The organism is Paraburkholderia sediminicola (assembly GCF_902859805.1).
GTDB classification, from domain to species: Bacteria; Pseudomonadota; Gammaproteobacteria; order Burkholderiales; family Burkholderiaceae; genus Paraburkholderia; species Paraburkholderia sediminicola.
The window spans coordinates 17,679-37,576 of the sequence record NZ_CADIKC010000017.1 but is presented as its reverse complement, the minus strand read 5'-3'; the positions used below and the strand labels follow the sequence as shown (position 1 = coordinate 37,576).

19 protein-coding genes are annotated in these 19,898 nt (G+C 60.8%); 10 read left to right on the top strand and 9 right to left on the bottom strand.

The genetic code is table 11. The features are described from left to right. Positions 1-118: 118 nt before the first annotated feature. On the bottom strand, positions 119-652 hold the full coding sequence (locus tag R8871_RS35330) for a hypothetical protein (RefSeq protein ID WP_175054549.1): 534 nt from the start codon (positions 650-652) through the stop codon (positions 119-121). 333 nt (positions 653-985) lie between these two features. Here R8871_RS35330 and R8871_RS35325 point away from each other — a divergent pair, with 333 nt between their 5' ends. From R8871_RS35325 to R8871_RS35285, 9 genes are all read left to right on the top strand, one after another. Next, on the top strand, positions 986-1,243 hold the full coding sequence (locus R8871_RS35325; protein ID WP_175054548.1) for a hypothetical protein: 258 nt from the start codon (positions 986-988) through the stop codon (positions 1,241-1,243). Beyond that, positions 1,243-1,608 (top strand): plasmid mobilization protein, encoded by a 366-nt coding sequence (locus tag R8871_RS35320; RefSeq protein ID WP_097389471.1) that lies wholly within the window; start codon positions 1,243-1,245, stop codon positions 1,606-1,608. Before R8871_RS35325 ends, R8871_RS35320 begins: the two co-directional genes overlap by 1 nt. A gap of 5 nt (positions 1,609-1,613) precedes the next feature. Next, a complete protein-coding gene (locus R8871_RS35315) occupies positions 1,614-1,847 on the top strand; it encodes a hypothetical protein (RefSeq protein ID WP_175054547.1) in 234 nt (77 codons plus the stop codon). A gap of 4 nt (positions 1,848-1,851) precedes the next feature. Beyond that, positions 1,852-5,106: an LPD7 domain-containing protein gene (locus R8871_RS35310; protein ID WP_175054546.1), complete on the top strand. Its 3,255-nt coding sequence runs from the start codon at positions 1,852-1,854 to the stop codon at positions 5,104-5,106. Positions 5,107-5,128: 22 nt separating this feature from the next. Then, positions 5,129-5,665 carry a PH domain-containing protein gene (locus R8871_RS35305; protein ID WP_175054545.1) on the top strand — a complete coding sequence of 179 codons (537 nt, stop codon included), beginning with the start codon at positions 5,129-5,131 and terminating at the stop codon, positions 5,663-5,665. A 785-nt stretch (positions 5,666-6,450) separates the two neighbouring features. Further along, complete coding sequence (locus R8871_RS35300; RefSeq protein ID WP_407673248.1) at positions 6,451-6,756, top strand: HU family DNA-binding protein; 306 nt, start codon at positions 6,451-6,453, stop codon at positions 6,754-6,756. A 205-nt stretch (positions 6,757-6,961) separates the two neighbouring features. Then, positions 6,962-7,168 carry a hypothetical protein gene (locus R8871_RS35295; protein WP_115779613.1) on the top strand — a complete coding sequence of 69 codons (207 nt, stop codon included), beginning with the start codon at positions 6,962-6,964 and terminating at the stop codon, positions 7,166-7,168. A 185-nt stretch (positions 7,169-7,353) separates the two neighbouring features. Then, on the top strand, positions 7,354-7,794 hold the full coding sequence (locus R8871_RS35290) for an SET domain-containing protein (protein ID WP_175054543.1): 441 nt from the start codon (positions 7,354-7,356) through the stop codon (positions 7,792-7,794). A gap of 1,363 nt (positions 7,795-9,157) precedes the next feature. Next, positions 9,158-10,114, top strand: coding sequence for an AraC family transcriptional regulator (locus R8871_RS35285; protein WP_175054542.1), 957 nt, complete (start codon positions 9,158-9,160; stop codon positions 10,112-10,114). An 85-nt stretch (positions 10,115-10,199) separates the two neighbouring features. Here the strand turns inward: R8871_RS35285 and R8871_RS35280 are convergent, their stop codons facing one another. The 7 genes from R8871_RS35280 to R8871_RS35250 form a co-directional block, all read right to left on the bottom strand. Next, on the bottom strand, positions 10,200-11,219 hold the full coding sequence (locus R8871_RS35280; RefSeq protein ID WP_246287980.1) for an ABC transporter permease: 1,020 nt from the start codon (positions 11,217-11,219) through the stop codon (positions 10,200-10,202). Then, complete coding sequence (locus tag R8871_RS35275) at positions 11,216-12,196, bottom strand: ABC transporter permease (protein ID WP_175054541.1); 981 nt, start codon at positions 12,194-12,196, stop codon at positions 11,216-11,218. The genes R8871_RS35280 and R8871_RS35275 overlap by 4 nt, the downstream gene beginning before the upstream one ends. Then, entirely contained in the window at positions 12,189-13,691 is a 1,503-nt protein-coding gene (locus tag R8871_RS35270) for a sugar ABC transporter ATP-binding protein (protein WP_246287978.1), read from the bottom strand. Before R8871_RS35270 ends, R8871_RS35275 begins: the two co-directional genes overlap by 8 nt. A gap of 14 nt (positions 13,692-13,705) precedes the next feature. Beyond that, positions 13,706-14,671: an ABC transporter substrate-binding protein gene (locus R8871_RS35265; RefSeq protein ID WP_175054540.1), complete on the bottom strand. Its 966-nt coding sequence runs from the start codon at positions 14,669-14,671 to the stop codon at positions 13,706-13,708. Between the two features lie 101 nt (positions 14,672-14,772). Then, positions 14,773-15,501, bottom strand: coding sequence for an SDR family oxidoreductase (locus R8871_RS35260; protein ID WP_175054613.1), 729 nt, complete (start codon positions 15,499-15,501; stop codon positions 14,773-14,775). Positions 15,502-15,587: 86 nt separating this feature from the next. Next, entirely contained in the window at positions 15,588-16,334 is a 747-nt protein-coding gene (locus tag R8871_RS35255; RefSeq protein WP_175054539.1) for an SDR family oxidoreductase, read from the bottom strand. A 439-nt stretch (positions 16,335-16,773) separates the two neighbouring features. Further along, the gene (locus tag R8871_RS35250; RefSeq protein WP_175054612.1) at positions 16,774-17,418 is read right to left on the bottom strand and encodes a citrate lyase subunit alpha; all 645 of its coding nucleotides are present in this window, start codon (positions 17,416-17,418) and stop codon (positions 16,774-16,776) included. 73 nt (positions 17,419-17,491) lie between these two features. Between R8871_RS35250 and R8871_RS35245 the strand changes: the two genes are divergently transcribed. Continuing rightward, entirely contained in the window at positions 17,492-17,920 is a 429-nt protein-coding gene (locus R8871_RS35245; RefSeq protein ID WP_246287976.1) for a TIGR02391 family protein, read from the top strand. Here the strand turns inward: R8871_RS35245 and R8871_RS35240 are convergent. Further along, a complete protein-coding gene (locus R8871_RS35240; RefSeq protein WP_175054538.1) occupies positions 17,867-19,318 on the bottom strand; it encodes an NAD-dependent succinate-semialdehyde dehydrogenase in 1,452 nt (483 codons plus the stop codon). The genes R8871_RS35245 and R8871_RS35240 overlap by 54 nt on opposite strands. Positions 19,319-19,898 lie beyond the last annotated feature (580 nt).

The window sequence follows — 19,898 nt, the reverse complement described above, 5'->3', positions numbered from 1 at the left end:
CGTGTGCGAACCAGGGTGGTATCGCGCGCGCCGCGCGCCCGGATCGAGGGCCACGGGGACCCATGCAGGATGCATGGGGAGCGGCCCGACCCGGCGCAGTGCGGCGGGGCGATGCGGCTCAGGGTTTCGCGTGCTGAGGATATTTTTTCTTGAGCGCGTCAATATCGGCATTGCTCACGCGAGGTTCGCCGTACTGTTCGGCGTAGAGGCGGTTCAACTGCATGCTTGAGAGGTGCGGATTCTCAGACTGCAATTGCTCGAAGGTTTTGATGCGAGTCTGGGCCGGTGCTGGTGCTGGTGTCGGTGCAACGGTTGTGGGAGGCGCAGGCTTGTGTGCTTCGAGAGGGGCTGTTGCCCGGGAGGCTGTCACGGGGGCCGGTGCGCTGGGGTGGGCTGCCGCAGCGGCGGATTTGCTTCCGGAGCCGGGCGGAGAGGCGCTCTTTCGAAGCCTGTACAAAGTTCCGTGAAACGTCCGAAGGGAGATATGGAGTCCCTGTTCGCGCAAGGTATTCAGGATATCAACGGCGGGAACGCGAGCGGCGAGCGCCGCCTCGATGTCCGGAAGGAGGGCCTTGAGATGCGAAGCCTTGCTGCGTTTCGGGCTTGTGCTGGCAAGGCGGCGCAGCGCGGAAGCAAGTTGTTCGTGATCCATTGAGAAGATGGCGAATAAATGTAGTGTGGGCGTAGTATGAATGACGACAGCACGTAGGGGCAAGGTTGTATCGGGTAGTACTCCCATGCAATGCGTGATGTATGGGTGGAGTAGGCTCGTAGAATATGCGTAGGAAATAATGTGTGGCGAGAGCGGGGCGAGGCACGTCGAATATGTTTACGTAACGCTACGCGTTCCGTAAAATATTTCGTGCCAAAGGGGCGGGCCCCTTTGAAACCCCGCCGCGGTCTACTGCCGCGTCAGCCAGGTCGGCAACTTCGTTACCGACACTAAGCACTGCCTGGTATGCGTAATGAATACGGAGGTCCGGCGATGATTCCGAGCAGCGAATGGGTGATCCAGCTTGTAGTGGGGCCGCGTGCCGACGAGCGCGGCAGTGAGCCGCGTTATCTGCCGTGGGCAGGCTATACGTGGCCAATGACGGGTGACCAGGCGATGCGCGCGCTGCGCGAGTGCGAGTTGCGGTGGCCGGAATACGAGTTTCGCGCGCATCCGATCGATGACGACTGCAGGCCGTTCGCGATGGTCGGCGCGGAGATCGACCGTAGTCGTTCGACAGGGCTCTGGTAATGCCGCGACAGAAGAGCAATGACGGGGCAGGGCTGGGCAAGCCGATCGCGTTCCGTCTGTCTGATGCAGATCGTGCGGCGTACCTTGCCAAGGTGGCGCAAAGCGGGATGACGCAATCGGAGTTTTTCCGGCAGGCGGTGCTGACCAACCGTACGCAGGTGATTGCGCGGCCGGTGGCGAGCGGAGACCGCAAGCGGTTGCTGTACATCTTCAACAAGACCAGCAACAACCTGAACCAGATTGCCCACCGCGCGAACTCAGAGCACGTTCGCGGGAAGCTTTCGGAGGCGACCTACGAGCAACTGCTCACGCAATTGCAGCTCATCGGGCAGTACCTCAAGGCAACCCTGAACAAGGTCGACTGATATCGATGGGAATGGATCAAAAGCAGGCCGCCATCATGGCGGTCATCGAGCTGGAGACGAAGCTGCACTTCGATCGCGACCACGACGGTGCGCGTACGCTGAGGCAGCCGGACTGCGACAGCGCCCGGGCGTCCGTCGATGCCGCTGGCCATCTGCTGCTGTCGATCGTACACAGCACGCTGATTTTGCGCATCGAAGGGGCTGAGCGCTGGCTCGCCGAGTGCGGGACGCTGGAGTAGGACGATGCTCATACGCGTACGCGGCTATCACGACGGGATCAAGGCATACCTGGAGAAGGGCCAGAAGCAGGGTCGCGAAATGGAACGCGACGAGATGGACGAGCGCGTGATACTCGCCGGCGATCTCGATTTGACGAACGACATCATCCAGTCGATCGACACGGACGCCGAGCGCTACCTGAATGTCACGCTGTCATTCAAGGAAGACGAGGTCGACCGTGAGCTGTTAGGTGAGATTGTTCGGGAGTTCGAGACGTTTGCGTTTGCCGCGTACCGTCGGGACGAATACAACTTCTACGCCGAAGCGCATGTGCCGCGGATCAAGAGCTATGCGGACCGCAAGACGGGCGAGGCTGTCGAGCGCAAGGTTCACGTGCATGTCGTGATCCCGGAAATGAATCTGGTAACAGGCCGACGGCTTGATCCGTTCGGGAAGGTTGACCATAACGAGCGGTATCTGGAGGCCTTTCAGGAGCACATCAACGCGAAGTATGGACTTGCGAGTCCGAAAGACAACCGGCGTGTGCAGTTCACCGACGCGTCCGAGATGATCAGCCGGTACAAGGGCGACGTATTCGAGGGCGCTAACCGCGAGCTGAAGGCCTCGATTCTTGAGGCAGTGATGACGCGTGATGTGACCCGATATGACGACTTCAGGGCCTTGATCACGGAGTACGGCGAGACGCGCACACGCAATGCCGGCAGGGAGTCGGAGTACGAGAACGTCAAACCGGCCGGTGCCGCGAAGGGTGTGAACCTGAAGGAGTTCGTGTTTTCGCGCGAGTTCATCGAGCTCGATGCTACGGCCAAGCGTGAGGCGCTCGAATCGAATGTGCATGCGCAGTACGTCGAGCCCGGCGTATCGCGCGATACGCCGCGGATCTATCTCGATTCGCTCGAGACGTGGCACGACACGCGCGCGCGAGAGATCAAGTATCTGAACAGCGGCAGCAGTTTTTACAAGACGTATCAGGCAGCGTCGCCGACGGAGCAGCGGCGCATTCTCGAACACCGCGAACAGCGGTTCTACGATGCAACAGGAGGGCTCAATGAGCGCACACGAGAGCGAACACAACAGCGCCACGATCGATCCGGACACTGGCGAGATTGGAGGCGGATGGGAGCCGCCGGAGCAGGAGGGCGGGCGCGAGAGCGCGGCGCCGGGCGGGAGCCGGAAAGGGCAGGGCAGTCGCAGCAATGGTGGAATGAGCTCGAACGCGCGCACCGCGAGATCACAGGACGATGGCGAGCCGGAGCGGATCACGACCTTGACGCTCGCTTCGATCGATCCGGCACGCCGTCCCAATCCGCCCACCGTGTGCATGGTATGTCCGGCCGCGGTGTGGATGGCGACGCCGCGCGACGTCAAGTGCTTCTGCCGCCTGATGCATTACTGGAGCTGGGAAACCAGCAAGCCGAACGAATTGACGCATTGCGATGGTCTGGCGATCGCGAGCGAGCGGGAAGAGAGCAGCTAGAAACATCGGTGCCGCGGCCCCGATGGCGCGAAGGCGCCGACGGCGGCTTCGACGTGGGCCGCAACTACGGCGAGTTCGCGGATCGGTGGCAATGGTCGGGCGAACCCGATGCCATTGACAGTTCCGGCGGCGAGCCTGAATGGAAAGCGATCGTAGATCGCATGTTTGTCGCGTGGGACCAGGCGGACGAGGCAGGGCGGACGCGTCTCACGCGCACCGCTGCCGGGAAGTTCATGCGGGCCGGAGGACCGTTCGGCTCACGCGAGCCTTTTGGTCTGAGCGATGCGTCTGGCGGTGGCCGCCTTCCCGCAGGGTTCGGGCCACGTGAGGAAATCCGCAACCTCGCGGATGTGCAATCGTTCGATGCGATCGAATCGCTGCCCTTCGAGATCCGGCCAACCGATGCTCCGTTTCCGACGGACGGCGCGTCGGGCGATTTCAATGCACGTGCGCGCGCGTCGACCGTGCGCGCGGCGGATACCGTTCGCGACCAGTTTGCACGTGACCTGTCCGAGGCTCGCACGGCACGACGGGCCCGGGAGCGGGAGGAGTTCACCGAGATCCGCGCGACGCTCGACGCGGGCCGGCTGCTGGCCGCGCTCGCGCACTCGCACGGACTGATCGTCGAAAAGTATTCGATCGGGAAAGGCGCGGACGGCGGTGACAGAATCCAGGCCGGCTCGCGCAATCTGAATGCGTCTGACTTCCTCACCAAAGAGATGAACCTGTCATGGGAGGAGGCGGCGCAGCTGCTGCGCGAGACCTATCGCGCCCAGACAGAACGTAATCCGGAACATGCACCGAGGCGTACGCCTGAACGGGACCTATGGGGCGAGTTCCAGCAATGGCGATCGGCATACCGGAACGAGCTACGTCGCGCGTGGGATGCGCAGGCGGATCATGAGAGTGAGCGGCGAAAGGCGGTCAAATCTGAGTTCTACAGTGCCCGCAGCGCGCTCATTGAACGCCCGCGCATGGACCTGTCAAGCGCGCAGCGCCGCGAGCAGCTGTCCGCAGCACGTGTTGCGCGCCTTGAGGCAGAGGCCGCGCTGCGTGTGCAGATCGCGAAAGAGCGGGATGCGCTGAAGGGCGCCGCAAGCCGGCCGTTGACCGAGCAGTATCGTGACTTCCTGCAGGAGCGTGCTCAGGAAGGCGACGAACGGGCGCTGCGTGAGTTGCGCCGGATGCAGCACATCCGCCTGCGGACGAAACGTGCAGACGACGAACGCGCGGTCAATTTCAGTGCGCCGTCTCATGCGGTGAAGCGACCGGCAGCCCACGATCGCAACGAGATCATCTACGCGAGCCCGGTGATCACGTACGAGGTGCGGGCCAGCGGCGAGGTCGACTACCGGAAGGACGGTGTGGCGTTCCTTGTCGACGAGGGCCGCACGTTGCGCCTGTGGGATAGCGAGCGCGAGGCGATCGAGATTGCGCTGCGTTTCGCGCAGCAGAAGTTCGGCAGCACGCTGTCGCTGTCCGGACCTGATGACTTCCAGGCGGCCGCGGCGCGTGTGGCGGCCGACACGCGCATGCGCATCGTGTTCGAGCAACCAGAGCTGGAGAGCATCCGGCAGGTCCGGCTTGCGCAGCTCGATTCCGAAGCGCTGGAACGTCGGGCAGCGCAGCGTGAGCGCGAGGCATGGGAGCGTGACGAGCTGCGCGATGCTGTGCGCAATCCGCCGCCACCCACCCCGGAAGATCCGTCCAATCCCGACTTGGATGTAGCACCGCCCGCTGATCCGGATGCACCGGACAGCGGGCCGGATATTGACCGATGAACCATCAACCTGAGCGAAGAAAATGAAGGAGCTTGCACACATCGATCGCGACGGCCCGAGTGCGGTCGCGCCCGGCGTGATCTTCAGCGGCACGCCGTCGCAAATCGTGAATCTGCCGACCTACATTAAGGGCGGCGTCGGCGCGATCGTTGTTTTTGCCGCCTACCTGTGTGCGCAGACGCGCTGGCCAGTGCCCTGGTTTGCACCGGTCGTTGCGCTGCTGGCGATCGTGGCGGGCGTCCTCGTCGTGTACCTGCGTACGGCGAACACCGAAATCGTCATCGACGCGGCCCGCATCACCCGCAAACAGGGCATTCTCGGCCGGCGGATGCGCAGCCTCGAACCCTTCCGCATCCAGGACGTGACGTCGTTGCACCACTGGTGGCAACGACCTTTCGGTATTGGCACGGTGCTCGTGCTGACCAGCGACTCAAACAATCCACAGTGGCGTCTTCCCGGGATGCGAGGTGCCGAACAGCTGAGAGGCGAACTGAACCTGGCCGCGATCACGTTGCGCGACGCGAAGGGCATTCGCGAGGTCAGCATGGGCCGAGTATAAGCGCTCGTCACCTGACGCCGGCAGCCCGCGCTGGCGATACCGATAAAACAGGGTGTGAGTCGTGCGTATTCGCACGATCATTAGCGGAGGATCGCGCAAACTGTTGTCCTCTTTCGGGTTCGGTGTGGCCCTCCGAATAGCCGAATCTGCGCCAGCCAGAGACCAGCGAAGGTCGCTGCTTTATTATTCGTAAAAGCAACTAACGGACCGCGCCTACGTCGGCCGACATCAAACCTGTAAAAGCCGCTACGAACGTAGCCGGTTGCATGAGAAAACTGAAGGGGTAGATAGATTGGGGCTATCTACCCCTCCATTTGCGGACACTGGTCCCAATTTGATATTTTTTGTTCGGTTTCAGCCGGGAGGATGGCGACGGGCGTCGCTCCCCTGATGACTGTCAGGCATCGGCGCGCAATCGGACCCGGCCATAGGCGGAGGAGTCTGGGGCCGCGTGACCGGGACTGCTGTGATGTGACCGGAGGTCACGCGGCATGCGCGATCCGGGCAGCACCAGACGCGGAAGGCCCACCAGGGTGTGTCGGAATGTCGATGGCCTGCGCCGGTCGATGACGGCGGAGGATCGCCGAGGCTTCGGCATATCACCGTGGATCTCTCCGCAGGCGCTTCAGTTTTTGCAAATGCAAAGTCGCCCAGCCGGTATCAACGGCCGGGCATTGGACACGACGCCGATGACGGGCGGCCATCGGGTACCAGGCTGGCGTGGGTAAGCCGGTGCGATGGAGGGCCGATTGCGCAAAGTGGTACCGATCGGGTAGGGTGCCTACATCAATCAACCACAACGAGGAATCAAAATGAACAAGCAGGAACTGGTGGATGCGGTCGCCGCGAAGACGGGCGACAGCAAGGTCGCCACGGGCGAGACGATCGACGCGGTGATCGCGGCCATCACGGGCGAACTGACGAAGGGCAAAACGGTACAGCTGATCGGTTTCGGCTCGTTTTCGACGGGCGCGCGCGCCGCGCGGGTCGGCCGCAATCCGGCGACCGGCGCCGAGATCCAGATCCCTGCTGCGAAGACGGTGAAGTTCACGGCGGGCAAGGCGTTCAAGGACGCCGTGAACGGCGCCTGAGACCAGACGCAGGCCGTCGGCCCGATTTCTGCCGATGGCACGGCAGTTGGCAGGGTAGCCGCTACTACAGGTGCTGGCGGCAGCAGCGGCACGCACTGATCGGGCAAGGCCTGGACCTCGGCCAGTTGGCCTGGTAGCATCAGTGCGAGATGCCGCGACGTACTGCGGCCCCTGCGATTCGCTACATGTCTCTATAGATAGCCGAATGGAAAAGAAACGATCGCGGACCGGGCGCGAAATCTCGTGCCCAACGATCGGCGCGTTACTGCGTTACCGGACGCGCATCGTGCGCGTCATTGCGGAAGCCCGCGGGCAACGCGCGATGATCGAATCGCTCGATACCACAGGCAGGACCTTCGTGAGCACGGTGAAGTGGGTCAGCCTGCGTGAGCTGGGTAATCAGCTTTTCTGAAGCTGGATCTCTTCGCGGGCCGACCGGTCGGTCATTCCCGGATGCCTGCGGATCAGATGCCTCGACTCTCCAGCTTCGATATGCCCGCCGGTGCCCGAACGTGGCAAGCGCGTGCTCATCCCATCACACTGGATGCGGAAATTTGCTGCTCGTATACTGGCGCTGACATCGGGGAAGGAAAGAGTATGCGGCGCGTGATTGTTCGGCGGTCTCCAGTTCACGGCAAAGGCGTGTTTGCCATGCATGCGCTCGCGGCGGGCGAGCGCGTGCTTGAGTACAAAGGTGAAATCACCTCGTGGCGAAATGCGGTGCGCCGTCACCAAAATGAAGGCGTCGAAGGACATACGTTTCTTTTCGGGTTGTCGGATGGGCGGGTGATCGACGGCAGCCGCGGCGGTAATAGCGCGCGCTGGCTCAATCACGCCTGTGAGCCGAACTGCGAGACTATCGAGGCTGACGGACGGATTTTTATCCACACGCTCCGGCCGATCGGGGCCGGTGAAGAACTGTTCATTGAATATCTGCTCGCCACTGACGATCCGCTGGATGAAGACGTTCGGGCGCAGTACGCGTGTCGGTGCGCCGCGGCGGACTGTCGTCACTCGATGCTGGCCGACGCAGCGTGAACAGGGGGTGCCCCTATGTGTTTCGTCAAGCATTAGGGGCTGATTTCGGGTGGTAGAAGGTGCCGTCGCGCAGCATCGCGAACAAGGGGTATTCGTACTTTCCGTGGTGCGACACGTGTCGCCGTCGGCCGCGCGTCAAGCGGCATGTAGTAGGCGGTAAAGCTCGTTTCTGTCTTGTCGCGCTCTGTGTTCGTGTGAACGATCGCAAGTGCCGCGACCCGCTGTACGACCAGCAGTTGCCTATCAGACATGCGTGACCGGTAACAGTCAGGTGTGAAGCTCTGAGGACAACGTGCCTCTCGACTGACGGCTCACCCCGGCGACGGGGAAGGAACCGACACTGCCAGCCGCCGCGCGGTGTGAGGTGCAAGGCAAGTTCCGCAAGCACAACATATGTGAACTGTTGCAAACCTCGTAAAACGAAATGGGCCAAAGCGGCTGTCAGGCCCAGACCAAAAGGTGAGCAGCCGGTTGCTTCCGTCACGAAAGGGAGCACGTCGTCATAAGCGCTGCCGGGGGAGAGACAGGTGCTAAACGGACAGACCCGGGAATCAATCGGGCCGGCAGGGACGGGAACGTGGTAAGCCCAATTGTCCGCAGACGCCACACGTTTGGCTACGGCAGGTAACCCGCGAGGGAAGCTGTTGGGCAAGTGGGTATGAGAACGCGGAAAAAGCGAATGGCGGGCGGTAATAGCTCGCATAGGGGTTCAAGATTTGCCTCGGCCCGAAAGGGTGCAGACTTCCGCGTGGTGCAGTTGTCGCAGGTCCATGTTAGAGATTCACTGAGGGGAAGCTTGTGAGAGACCGGGATTCTTACGGTTCAGCGCCCTTCGTCTCAGCGATGAGGCGAATCGACAACGTGATGCTTGCGAAGGGCCCGTTCAGCTTTCGAGACCGGCATCAGTGCGACGCTTAATGCTGTGCGCCAGCGCAGTGCGGTGAAAGTCGCATGCTGCGTTCTTCGGGGGCCGCGTTTCCGTGAGGGAACGTGGCTACCCTCTCATTTTCTGGCGGTTCACGCGAAAAATCGCTTGCAGATCAATGCGCTGCAGAGCGGTCGGTGGGCGAAAATCGGTGAGGCCGCGCGGCCTTGTTACAGGCGGCTGCTCACGCCGTTACCGCCAGAAAATGCACGGAAAGTACGGTTACCTCACCATGGACAAACTCACGTATTAGCGTTGCTCTGGGCGGAGCGTCAGGGCAGTAGGGGTCGAGGGTTTGCCCGTAAGCGGCGCTAACAAACTGGTCTCGAATTCGGCTAGCTGATATTGTCAAAGGGCATGACCTCGTATATGGTTGCCGTATCGCACTAGGCATCGATAGGCAATGTCGATGCGACGCTTGGGAAGACCAAAACAGCAATGGGAAGTAAGCGCCCTGTACTGACTCCGCAGTTCGAGCACGACCTCCTTCGAGATCCCCGTCTCGGCTATGAATCACCGAACACCTCGGAGTTCGTGCGATGCATCGAGCATGGGAGCCCCACGCCGCTCGAGCGCTGGCACTGTCACGACGAGTGCGAACTCCAGCTGATCGTTGGCGCAAGGGGGCGTGCTTTCGTTGGCGACTACTTTGGCCACTTTGAGCCTGGACATCTTGTTCTTACCGGTCCGCGCCTTCCCCATAACTGGATCTCGACCGACCTCCCGCCAAACGGCCTCGAGGTGCGCAGTTTGGTGATCCAATTCCGCGAGGAGCCACTCCGAGAAGGGATGCGCGCTATTAAAGAGCTTGAAGAGGCGCGACCGCTGCTTGAGCGAGCGCGCCGTGGTATTGAGTTCTTCGGTCTGAGTGAAAGTGTCCGCGATCGATTTTACAGAATTAAAAGGACCCACGGTCTGCAGCGCTTTGCGGAGTTCGCAGATTTGTTGTGCCTGCTGCAAAATTCCAGGGACTACCGTCTGCTTTCGTCCGACAGTACGGTGGTCGTCAGCCCCATTAATGCCCTATCCACGATCAACGAGATCATAGAGTACGTCAACGAAAACTATGGCGAATCACTATCTCTATCGGACGTGGCCGTACGAGTGAACATGAGCGAGGATACCGTCTCGCGCTACTTCAAAAAAGCGACCGATAGCACGTTCACCACCTTCGTGAATCGCGTGCGAGTCCACAAAGCGTGCGAGCTATTGATGCATAGCGAAAGGCAAATTTCAGGAATCTGTTACGAAGTTGGTTTTAACAACATGGCCAACTTCAATAGACGTTTCAGAGAAATCAAAGGTACGACACCAAGCGAGTTTCGCCGACAGTCTATGGATCGGCTGGGCCGTGAGATCAGCCCGGGCGCCCAGGTTCGAGATGCTTCGCGGTGAGAACTTAGAGCGATCGCCGGCTGTAGTCACGCCGTCGAGCCGGCCGATGTTCAGCGCGCGGTCTGGTGCGCGACGCGCGCAATCTTCAAGGCGATCGTCTCGCAAGCCGTGATTGAAGAAGGATGACGGCGAGCAGAAAAAGGCCGCGCGCGATAGTTTGCCAATACGACCCCAAGGTGAGGTGTGCACCACCCGTGTAGCCATTCTCAAAATTAATCAGGTTCAGGATGACCGACAGCAGTAGCACGCCAGTGACTGTGTTCAGCACCGAGCCTTGGCCTCCGGTCAGCAAAGTGCCGCCGACGACGACAGAAGCGATGGCGATCAGTTCCCAGCCTACGCCTTCGGTGGGACTGCCCGAGGTCTGCGAAGCGACGATGACTCCGGCCAAGCCAGCGAGCGCACCTGAAATAACATAGACACCGATCTTCACCTTTACCACCGGCAGTCCCATCAGTCGCGCAGCCTCTTCATTGCCGCCCACTGCGAGCACCGCGCGACCGAAGCGGGCATAGCGCAGCAATAGCGCACCGGCCAACACAATGGCGGCTGCGATCCAGAGCGGAATCGGCAAGGCGAGGAAGTCCCCTTGCCCGACGGTGTCGAAACCGTGCTCGTAGGAGATCGAGACAGTTTGACGATCCGAGATGATCAGCGCCAGCCCGCGCGCCGCAATGTAAGTGCACAAGGTAACAATGAAGGGCATCAATCTGAAACGCGCGATCAGGACGCCGTTGACCAGACCGGCGAGAAGTCCGACTACAATGCCCGCCGCGATGCCTGGTGCGATACCGTAGTTGGAGTAGCGCGCCGCGAGCACGCTTGACAGGACGGCCACCGTACCAACCGATAGGTCGATGCCGCCGGACATGATGACGAAGGCCATGCCGACTGCGATCAAGCCGAACTTGGAGCTGTTCGACAGCACGTCTGACACGTTCTGCCAGCCGATGAAATTGTCGTAGCGCAGCGCGCCGAACAGTAATATCGAAACAAGCGCGATCAGGGCACCCTGGCTCTGCAGCAACGCTGCGACTGACGAATGGCCGGGGCGCGGGGCATCGGAAGGTGAAGAGGTTTTCATGAGATATGCCGATGCGCTCAACGGCGCTGCAGGTAGACGGCGGCGAGAACGATCGCGGCCTTGACGATGAGCGCCCATTCATCTTGGATGCCGTGGGCGAGCAGCGTGTATTGAAGCAACTGGATCGCCAAGGCACCGATCATGGTGCCGACGATGCGGGCGCTCCCACCCATCAAGGGCGTGCCTCCGACGGCTACAGCCGCGATCGCATCGAGCTCGATGCCGAGCCCGATCTTGGCCGGGTCGGCCGCAGAATTGATCGCCACATTGAGAAGCCCGGCGATACCGGCCAAGCCACCGCAGATGACATACATCGCGAGTTTGACGCGGTGCGCCTGAATGCCGGCCAGCACGGCCGCGCGTTCGTTGCCACCGGTTGCGAGAACCCAGCGCGCATACACGGTCTTGCGCATAACCCATGCAACCACGGCCACGACAACCACCATCAGCACTCCCTGTACTGGCACGCCCAGGAAGTTGCCGCCGAGGTGAGAGAACGAACTATTGGTGAAACTCCTCAGGTTCGAGTCGGTCAACATCTCCGCGAAGCCGCGTCCCGCTATGAAAAGGATGAGCGTCGCCACAATAGGCTGGACGCGTAGCCGCGCGATTAGCATGCCATTGATGCTGCCCAGCAACGCCGCAGCCACGATCGGCAGGACCAGCGCGCATAACAATGCGATTGTCGGATTGGCAAGAGGTCCGGAGTTCTGGCTCAAGAGTACGGCCGCCAGCGTGCCGGCGAATGCCGCGGTCGATCCCACCGAAAGGTCTATACCGCCGGTAGCGACGACCAACGCCATGCCGACGGCGACGATCATGATCGGCGCGATCTGCGTCAAGTTGACGTTCAGCGTTTGTAGCGTCAGGAACTCGCGGGTGAAGATCACGTTGAAGACCAGTAACGCGACTAGCGCGATGGCTGCGCCGGAACTGCGTAGCGAATGGAACCACTTGGCGGGGCTGCGCGCGTTGAGTGTCGGGGCTAATTTAGCCATGAGCCATTGCCTTCATGACGTTGGATTCAGAGATCGCATCGCCGCGTAGTTCGCTGACGGTCCGACCGTCGCGCAGAACGACGATACGGTCGCTTGAGGCGACTAGTTCCTCTAGCTCGCTCGCGATTACCAGCACTGACAGACCCTCGCGCGCGAGCTCCTGGATAAGGGTGAGTATCTCGGCCTTGGCGCCGATGTCGATGCCGCGTGTTGGCTCGTCCAGCAACAGCAGTCCGATATTGGTGGCCAGCCAGCGCGCCAGCAGGACCTTCTGCTGGTTGCCGCCCGACAACTCGCGAATTGGTTGCTCAGGACTCGAGCAGCGGATGCCTAGGCGCTCGATGAAACGAAGCGTGATCGCTGTCTGCGCGGCGTGGTCAACGATGCCCCAGCGCGCCAGCGAAGGTAGCAGCACCAGCGTAAGGTTCTCCCGTACCGAGAGGTCCGGAATGATGCCCTCGAACTTTCGGTCTTCCGACAGATAGGCAACGCCACGTGCGATGGCGTCCGCAGGGCCAGCGAGCGACACCACCTTGCCATCGAACTTGAGTTCGCCAGAATCGACGCGGTCGGCGCCGAAGATGCATCGGGCAAGTTCAGTGCGGCCCGAACCGAGCAGCCCCGCCAGCCCCAGGATTTCGCCGCGCCGTACAGCCAGGCTCGCGTCCTCCACACGGAACCCGCTCTTGAGTCCGATCACAGTCAAAGCGTCCGGCCCTGGATGCTCGATGCCCGTATGCCGCACCGCCTGAAGCGTGGACAGCTCGCGCCCGAGCATGGTTTGGACTAGCGCCAGCTTGTCGAAGCTCGCGAGCTCGCGTTCGGCCACCGTCTGACCGTCGCGCATCACGGTGATACGCTGGCAGACGGCATAAAGTTCATCGAGCTTGTGGCTCACGAAGAGCACGGCGACGCCATCGGACTGCAGCTTGCGGATCACGCCGAACAGCGTGTCGACTTCGGCCTTGTCGAGCGATGAGGTTGGCTCGTCCATGATCACCAGCTTGGCCTGGGTGCTGACGGCTCGCGCGATGGCGACCATCTGCTGGGTGGCGGTGTTGCAGCTGTGAAGCGGCCGCCGCACGTCTACCCGGATGCCGAAGGACTCAAGGAGCCGCTCCGATTCGGCATTTACCCGTCTCCAATCGATAATTCCTAAACGCTTGGGCTCGCGGCCGGCGAAGATATTCTCCGCCACGGAACGCAGCGGTATCAGGTTCAGTTCCTGGTAAATGGTGGAGATGCCGCCGTTCTGTGCCTCAATCGGCGCCTTGAACTCGACCGGATGGCCTGCGAACACGATGCTGCCGGCATCGCGTGAATAGGCGCCTGTCAGGATCTTGATCAGCGTCGACTTGCCGGCGCCGTTCTGTCCGATCAGCGCATGCACTTCACCTTTGCCGATCTCAAGCCGCGCGCCGCGCAATACAGCGACGCCACCGAAACTCTTGTTGATGCCTTGCATCGACAAGAGCGGGGAAGAGTCGAGGGTCATCACCTCCTCCCGACTCAGTAGCCGTCGGCCATACTGGCCTGGGCATTCGACTTGTCGTAGAACTTGTCGGAAACCTTGACCCAGGCCGGGATCTTCTCGCCCTTGGCGTAGCTCTTGATGGTCTCGCAGGTCACCGGACCGAAGAAGGGGCTCGACTGCACCGTGGCGCCCATCTTGCCGGCGGCGATTGCGTTCAGGGCGTCCCGGGTGCCGTCGATTGACACGACGGTCACGTCCTTCCCCGGCTTCTTGCCAGCGGCTTCCAGAGCTGCGATGGCGCCGATGGCCATCTCGTCGTTGTGAGCGTAGACCGCGGTCGCGTCGGGATGCGCCTGCAATAGCGTCTGCATCACCTGGCGCCCCTTGTCACGTGAGAAGTCGCCACTTTGTGAGGCGACGATCTTCATGCCGGTTTGTCGCTTGATCACGTCGTCGAAGCCCTTCTTGCGGTCGTTCGCTGGGCTGGAGCCGGTAGTGCCTTCGAGCTCGATGATCGTGCCTTTGCCGCCGGTGGTCTTGACCAGCCACTCACCCGCGCGGCGGCCCTGGTCGACGAAGTCGGAGCCGATGAAGGTCACGTAGTCGCGGCCGGCGGCGGCCACCGACTGGTCGACGTTGCGATCAATCAGAATCACGGGAATGCCGGCCCTCTTGGCCTTCATCACGGCCGGGATGAGCGGCTTCTCCTCGCGCGGTGCGAGCACGATCACGTCCACTTTCTGCGCGATCATGCTTTGCACGTCGTCCACCTGCTTGGAAGCAGAGCTGGCGGCGTCTGTATAGACCAGGTTCCAATGGCAGGCGGTCGCCGCATCCTTCATGGACTTGGTCTCGGCGATACGCCACGGATTGTTGTTTTCGGTCTGTGCAAAACCAACTTTGTATGTGGGTTTATCGGCGAGCTTGGGCAGACCCTGCGCCGCAGCCGACATGGCAAAGCTCGCTGCAAGCGTCAAAGCGCCGAGTTTCAAAATATGCATGTTTGTCTCCTTAACTACTTATTAATAAAACGCAGTCGACAATTCTGGCTCTTCCGTACGTGACTCCTTGCGATCCGAAGGCGAACCGATACGAGATTTCCCTAGAGGTCGAAATTGGTTGGCATCATGACCACGTCGCGAATGGTCATGCCGCGTTGCCGCGTCAGCATGAACATCATCACCTCGGCCACTTCGCTGGCCTCGATCAGGCTGCCCGATTCCTTGGCCTCTCTCAGCTTCTCCTCCGGCCAGTCGGCGAGCAGTGCGCTAATGACGGGCCCGGGCGAGACGGAACCCACGCGGATTCCGTGTTTGAAGACCTGGCGCCGCACCGTCTGAACAAAGCAGTTGATCGCCCATTTGGACGACGCATAGACCGGCTCCCATGGCGTCGGAAAGTGGGCAGCCAGGGAACTCGTCACGATAATATCGCCGGTCTGCCTTCCGATCATGTGCGGCAAAACGTCGTGAACATTCTTCATCACGACGTTGACGTTCAGGTTCAGCATCCGGTCAATCGCTGCCGTGTCGGCATCGACCAGATCGCCGCCGACGTAAGAGCCTGCATTGGCGTGAAGGATGTCGATCTGCCCCGCCATCTCCAGGACGCGCGGTGCAAGCGTCGCGCAGGCCTTCGGGTCGAGCAGATCGATTACCAGCGGAATCGCTGCGTCGCCGCGTTCGCTGCAGATTGCCGCCAGTGCTGCGTCATCGCGGTCGACGAGCACCACTCGAGCGCCGGCTGCCAGCAGCGCCCCGGTACTGGCCAGGCCAATGCCCGACGCAGCTCCAGTCACCACGGCGACCTTGCCTTCTAGTTCTTTTGCCATGCTGTCTAATCCTTCTTGGTTGTTCATCCATTCAGATACCTAATCGCTCGATTAGCCTTTCAGGATGCCGCCGAAGCGATCCTCGGCTATCCCGTTACGCTGTATCCACCGTCGACGCGCAGGCTCTGGCCGGTCATCATCTGGGCGCCGTTGGTCAGCATGAAGATTACGACCTGGGCGACTTCTTCCGTTTCGAGAAAGCGGCCCAGTGGCAATCGGCTTAGGCGCGGGTTAGCCTTCTCCGGCGCGCTCCATGCCATGCGGCCCATGTCCGTCATCGTGACATGCGGGTTGACGCTGTTGACGCGAATGCCGTTTGTCCCGAGTTCCACTGCCAAAACCCGCGTGATGGCGTCCAGCGCTGCCTTGGACGCGCAATAGGACAGATGATCCCGGATGCCCATGAACGCGGCATCGCTGGACACGTTCACGATCGCGCCCGGCAGACCTCGGCTGATGCGATCGCGTGCGTACGCTTGCGCCAGAACGACGGGAGCGAGGGTGTTGATCGTCAGCACACGACTGAATGTCTCGACCGGTACGTCAAGGCAGGGTTCCAGGATGTTCATGCCCGCGCAGTTCACCAGATAGTCGACAGGCATTGCCGCCTCGGCTGCGGCTCGGGTTGCCGCCAAGTCCTCCAAATCAACCAGCAGGCTGAATCCACCGATTTCAGCGCGCAACGATTCAAGGTCTTCGAACGAGCGTCCCATCGCAGAAACGGTCGCACCACGTGCCGCCAGCATCTTGGCAATGGTTCGACCGATGCCTTTGCTGGCGCCCGTAACCAGAACGGATTTCCCAGCGAAATCTTGCAGTCCACTGTTTGTCATATTTGCCGCTCGTTGCTTTCGTCATGGAGTGGTTGAGGCCGGCTTCGCTTCGCGTATCTCCGATTCATCCAGCCCGATGAACATAACAATAGCCATAATCCCCGTACATCACTGGTATAGAAACGCTCCGCTTTGATACTTTTATGGTCCGGGGCCCTCGGGACAAACCCTACGCCTACCGCGTGCTCAAGAGCCGGTTGTGAGAGGGCAGCAACGGGCGGTCGCTTTGAGGCTGTTCGTTAATGCGACAGCGCGGTGAGCACGGACACGAGGCGGTCCGGCGCAGGCTCGCCGTGCCGGCGGTTTCACCCGCCATCACTGGTACCGCGCCCGTCGGCGGGGCCTCAACCTTCGATAGTAACGAATGCTCAATCCGCCGGGCAGTGACGTCCGGTGGCTTTCCCAGCGCTTCGAGCGACACCTTGGCGCTGGCGTTCGATTACATTGTATGGCTGCGGAGCACCTCGAGAACGGACGTTGTCGTCGCGGAGACCGGAATGACGGAAACGACTAGGTAGCGCGTTTCTTGTGAAAAGCTGGGTATATGAGCGCATCTGCCATTGCGACTCGCGGTAGAGCCCGTTGCGAAATGCACATCCGTCGGAGTCCTGAGGACGTCGCGGACCGCAGTGCACCGGTAACGCAAGGGCCGAGTCACTGTCGCGCAATTCCACGGATTGGAATAATGCGACGCCGACATGCATCTGTGGTTGGCGTTTTCGCGATACGAACGGATCGCCTCAAGATCGAAACACTGGACGTCGAAAATGCAGTTAAAGAGCCCCGCCCGCAACATCTGGACGGTCATTGCTGTTACACCACCCACGGCGAAGCCACCCTTTACTCTAGGGGACTGCATCCGGTCGCCTACAAATTTCGCAACCGTGAGTGAGATGCCGCGAGCCCCAGTCTGAAACGAGAAACCGTCTATCAGCAGATACGCTGCGTCGATCACTCTCGCCGTCGTGGCCGCAATTTCCAGCCCGACGGGATCGTCAGTGACTCTTGTTGTTCCCGAAATGATCTGCGCAGCGTCGCCTATCGAATCGACGGCGACCGCAAAATCGACCAGATCCTGCGTAATGTCGGCGCGTCAGGCACGGTAGGGTAGGGTACCAGGTGTCTGTCACCTGCGTGCCGACCTTGCCGCGCGCGGCGTGCACGCCCACGTCCTGCCATTCTGCCGTTCAGAACTGGTCGCGGACAATTACTTCCACGACTTCCACGCGGTTCTCGAAGCGACGAAGAGCGTTGCCGCGAAGATTCGCGAGAAGACCGGGCTGGTCGACGATGGTGGGGCATCCGTAGACCGGGTGCTGGGTGGGAATCCGCCGATGCTTGCGATCAACCCATTGGCCGACGAGAGTGACTTCAGTGAGCAGCGTGGGTTCGGCAATCTTGTCAAGGGCATGTTTGGCATGTTCCGCAATACGGCTTCGCTCGTTCACCGCCGTCTGGATGTGGCAACGACGCCCGCGCGTCTATGGGCTGGTCGCGGTGCTCTACCAGGCTTGAAAGTCAAAAAGCGCTGCTCAGAGATTTCCAAAGCAGACGTATTTCGGTTCCAGGTATTCCTCGATCCCTGAATGGGCTCCCTCTCGACCAATTCCTGACTCCTTGATTCCGCCGAAAGGCGCGACCTCGTTAAAAACGAGACTGTCATTGATCCCCACCACACCGCATTCAAGTGCCTCCATGACCCTGAAGGAGCGGCTGATGTCCGTTGTGTAAAAGTACGCAGCGAGGCCCGTCCGCGTCGCGTTTGCAAGGGTAATGGCCTCGTCATCTTCCTTGAATCGAAGCACGCTGGCGACAGGTCCGAGGATCTCATCTCCACAAACCCCCATCTCGGGATGGACATCAGTGAGAATTGTCGGTCGGAAGAAGTTAGACCCCACGGTGAGGCGCGAGCCACCGGCGACTACGGTTGCTCCTGCATGCACCGCGTCGTCCACCAGGATCTCGAGCCGTGCAACCGCCGTGTCACTGATCAGCGGTCCAATCTGCACTCCCTCCACCATGCCGTCGCCCAGCTTGAGGGTCGAGACCTTCGCAACGAGTCGGGCGACAAAGGCTTCGTACACGTCCGCATGAACAAGGAACCGATTTGCGCACATGGCAGCTTGCCCCGAATGCCGGAAGCGTGCATCGATGGCTCCTTTGACCGCCAGTTCAATGTCCGCATCGTTGAATACAATGAACGGGCAGTTCGCGCCTAGCTCAAGCGACACCTTTTTGATGGTGGTCGAGCTTAACCCCATCAATCTCTTTCCGTCATCGATCGACCCGGTAAAGGACACTTTCCGCACTCTCGCATCCGAGACCAACGCGGTCCTGACGGATTCATCATCTCCCGTCAAAACTGACAACACGCCGCGTGGTAGACCCGCGCTTTCGCCGAGCACACATAGCGCCAGCGCTGAGAATGGGGTCTGTGAGTCAGGATGATGTACGACTGTGCAACCGGCAGCCAGGGCCGCGCCGATGCGCCTCGCTACCATTGACGACGGAAAGGTCCATGCTGTCATCGCGCCACATACGCCGATCGGTTGTCGCAGCACGCGGATACGCTGGTTGCGGCGAGGTGCCGGCAAATTGTCACCGTAAATCCTTCGCGCTTCTTCAGAGAACCAATCGAGGTAATTGGCGGCCTGTGTGACTTCTGCTCTCGCCTCGTGAAGCGGCTTTCCCTGTTCGCTGCACAAAATGATAGCCAGATCGTCGCGATGGGTTTCAACCAGACGCGCCCATTCCCGCAGTACCACGGCACGTTCGCGGCTACTCCACGCGCGCCATTCGCCAAACGCTGTTTTTGCGCATGTGATGGCCTCGTCAATCTGTTCCGCGGTTACCTGGGGCACAGAGCCGACCACTTCATGCGTTGACGGATTTGTGACCGGGATCCGCGGTAACGATGTGCTATCGACCCACGCACCGCCCACATAGGCCGATTGTTCAAAAAGACTCGCACACTGTAGCTTCAAGGTCACTCCTCAACGCGAAGTACTCCGTCGTAGCGGGTTCCCCGTCGACAAATATTGCGAATGCTTTGAGCGCGATGCCTGAGACTGGGCTGACGCATTCTCTGCACCGCATCTCGTACACCCGATAGCCCTTGGCAACCGTCCCGGCGGCCTGCGCCGACAAGCGATCTTGCCTGCCACGGAACGTCGCCTTCGTTACGGATAATTCATGGCATTAGCGCGGTGGTGGCAGTGTGCGACAGCACTCTGTATCCCTGCTCGGACATCGGAGGTCGCCAGCCTGGATCGGCTCCCACCTCATGTACAGGAACGGGACCATGCTTTGTATCGCGATTTCCGGGCACTTCAGATACGCGAATAAGGTACTGACGAGGCGGAACACTCCTTCTCGCGGCCGCAGTGACACGGGTGTCGCGCGCCGTCTCTTTAGCTGGCGCTCATCATGTGCCCGCCGATGGAGTGGGAAAGGGCGCCTGGCCATCAATATTCAACCTGTGCAAAGGGTAGATGCGTGTCCATCCAGTCAAAACGGCGATGTTCCGGCGTTCGAGGTTGGGACGTCAACACCGTCGCATCGGTC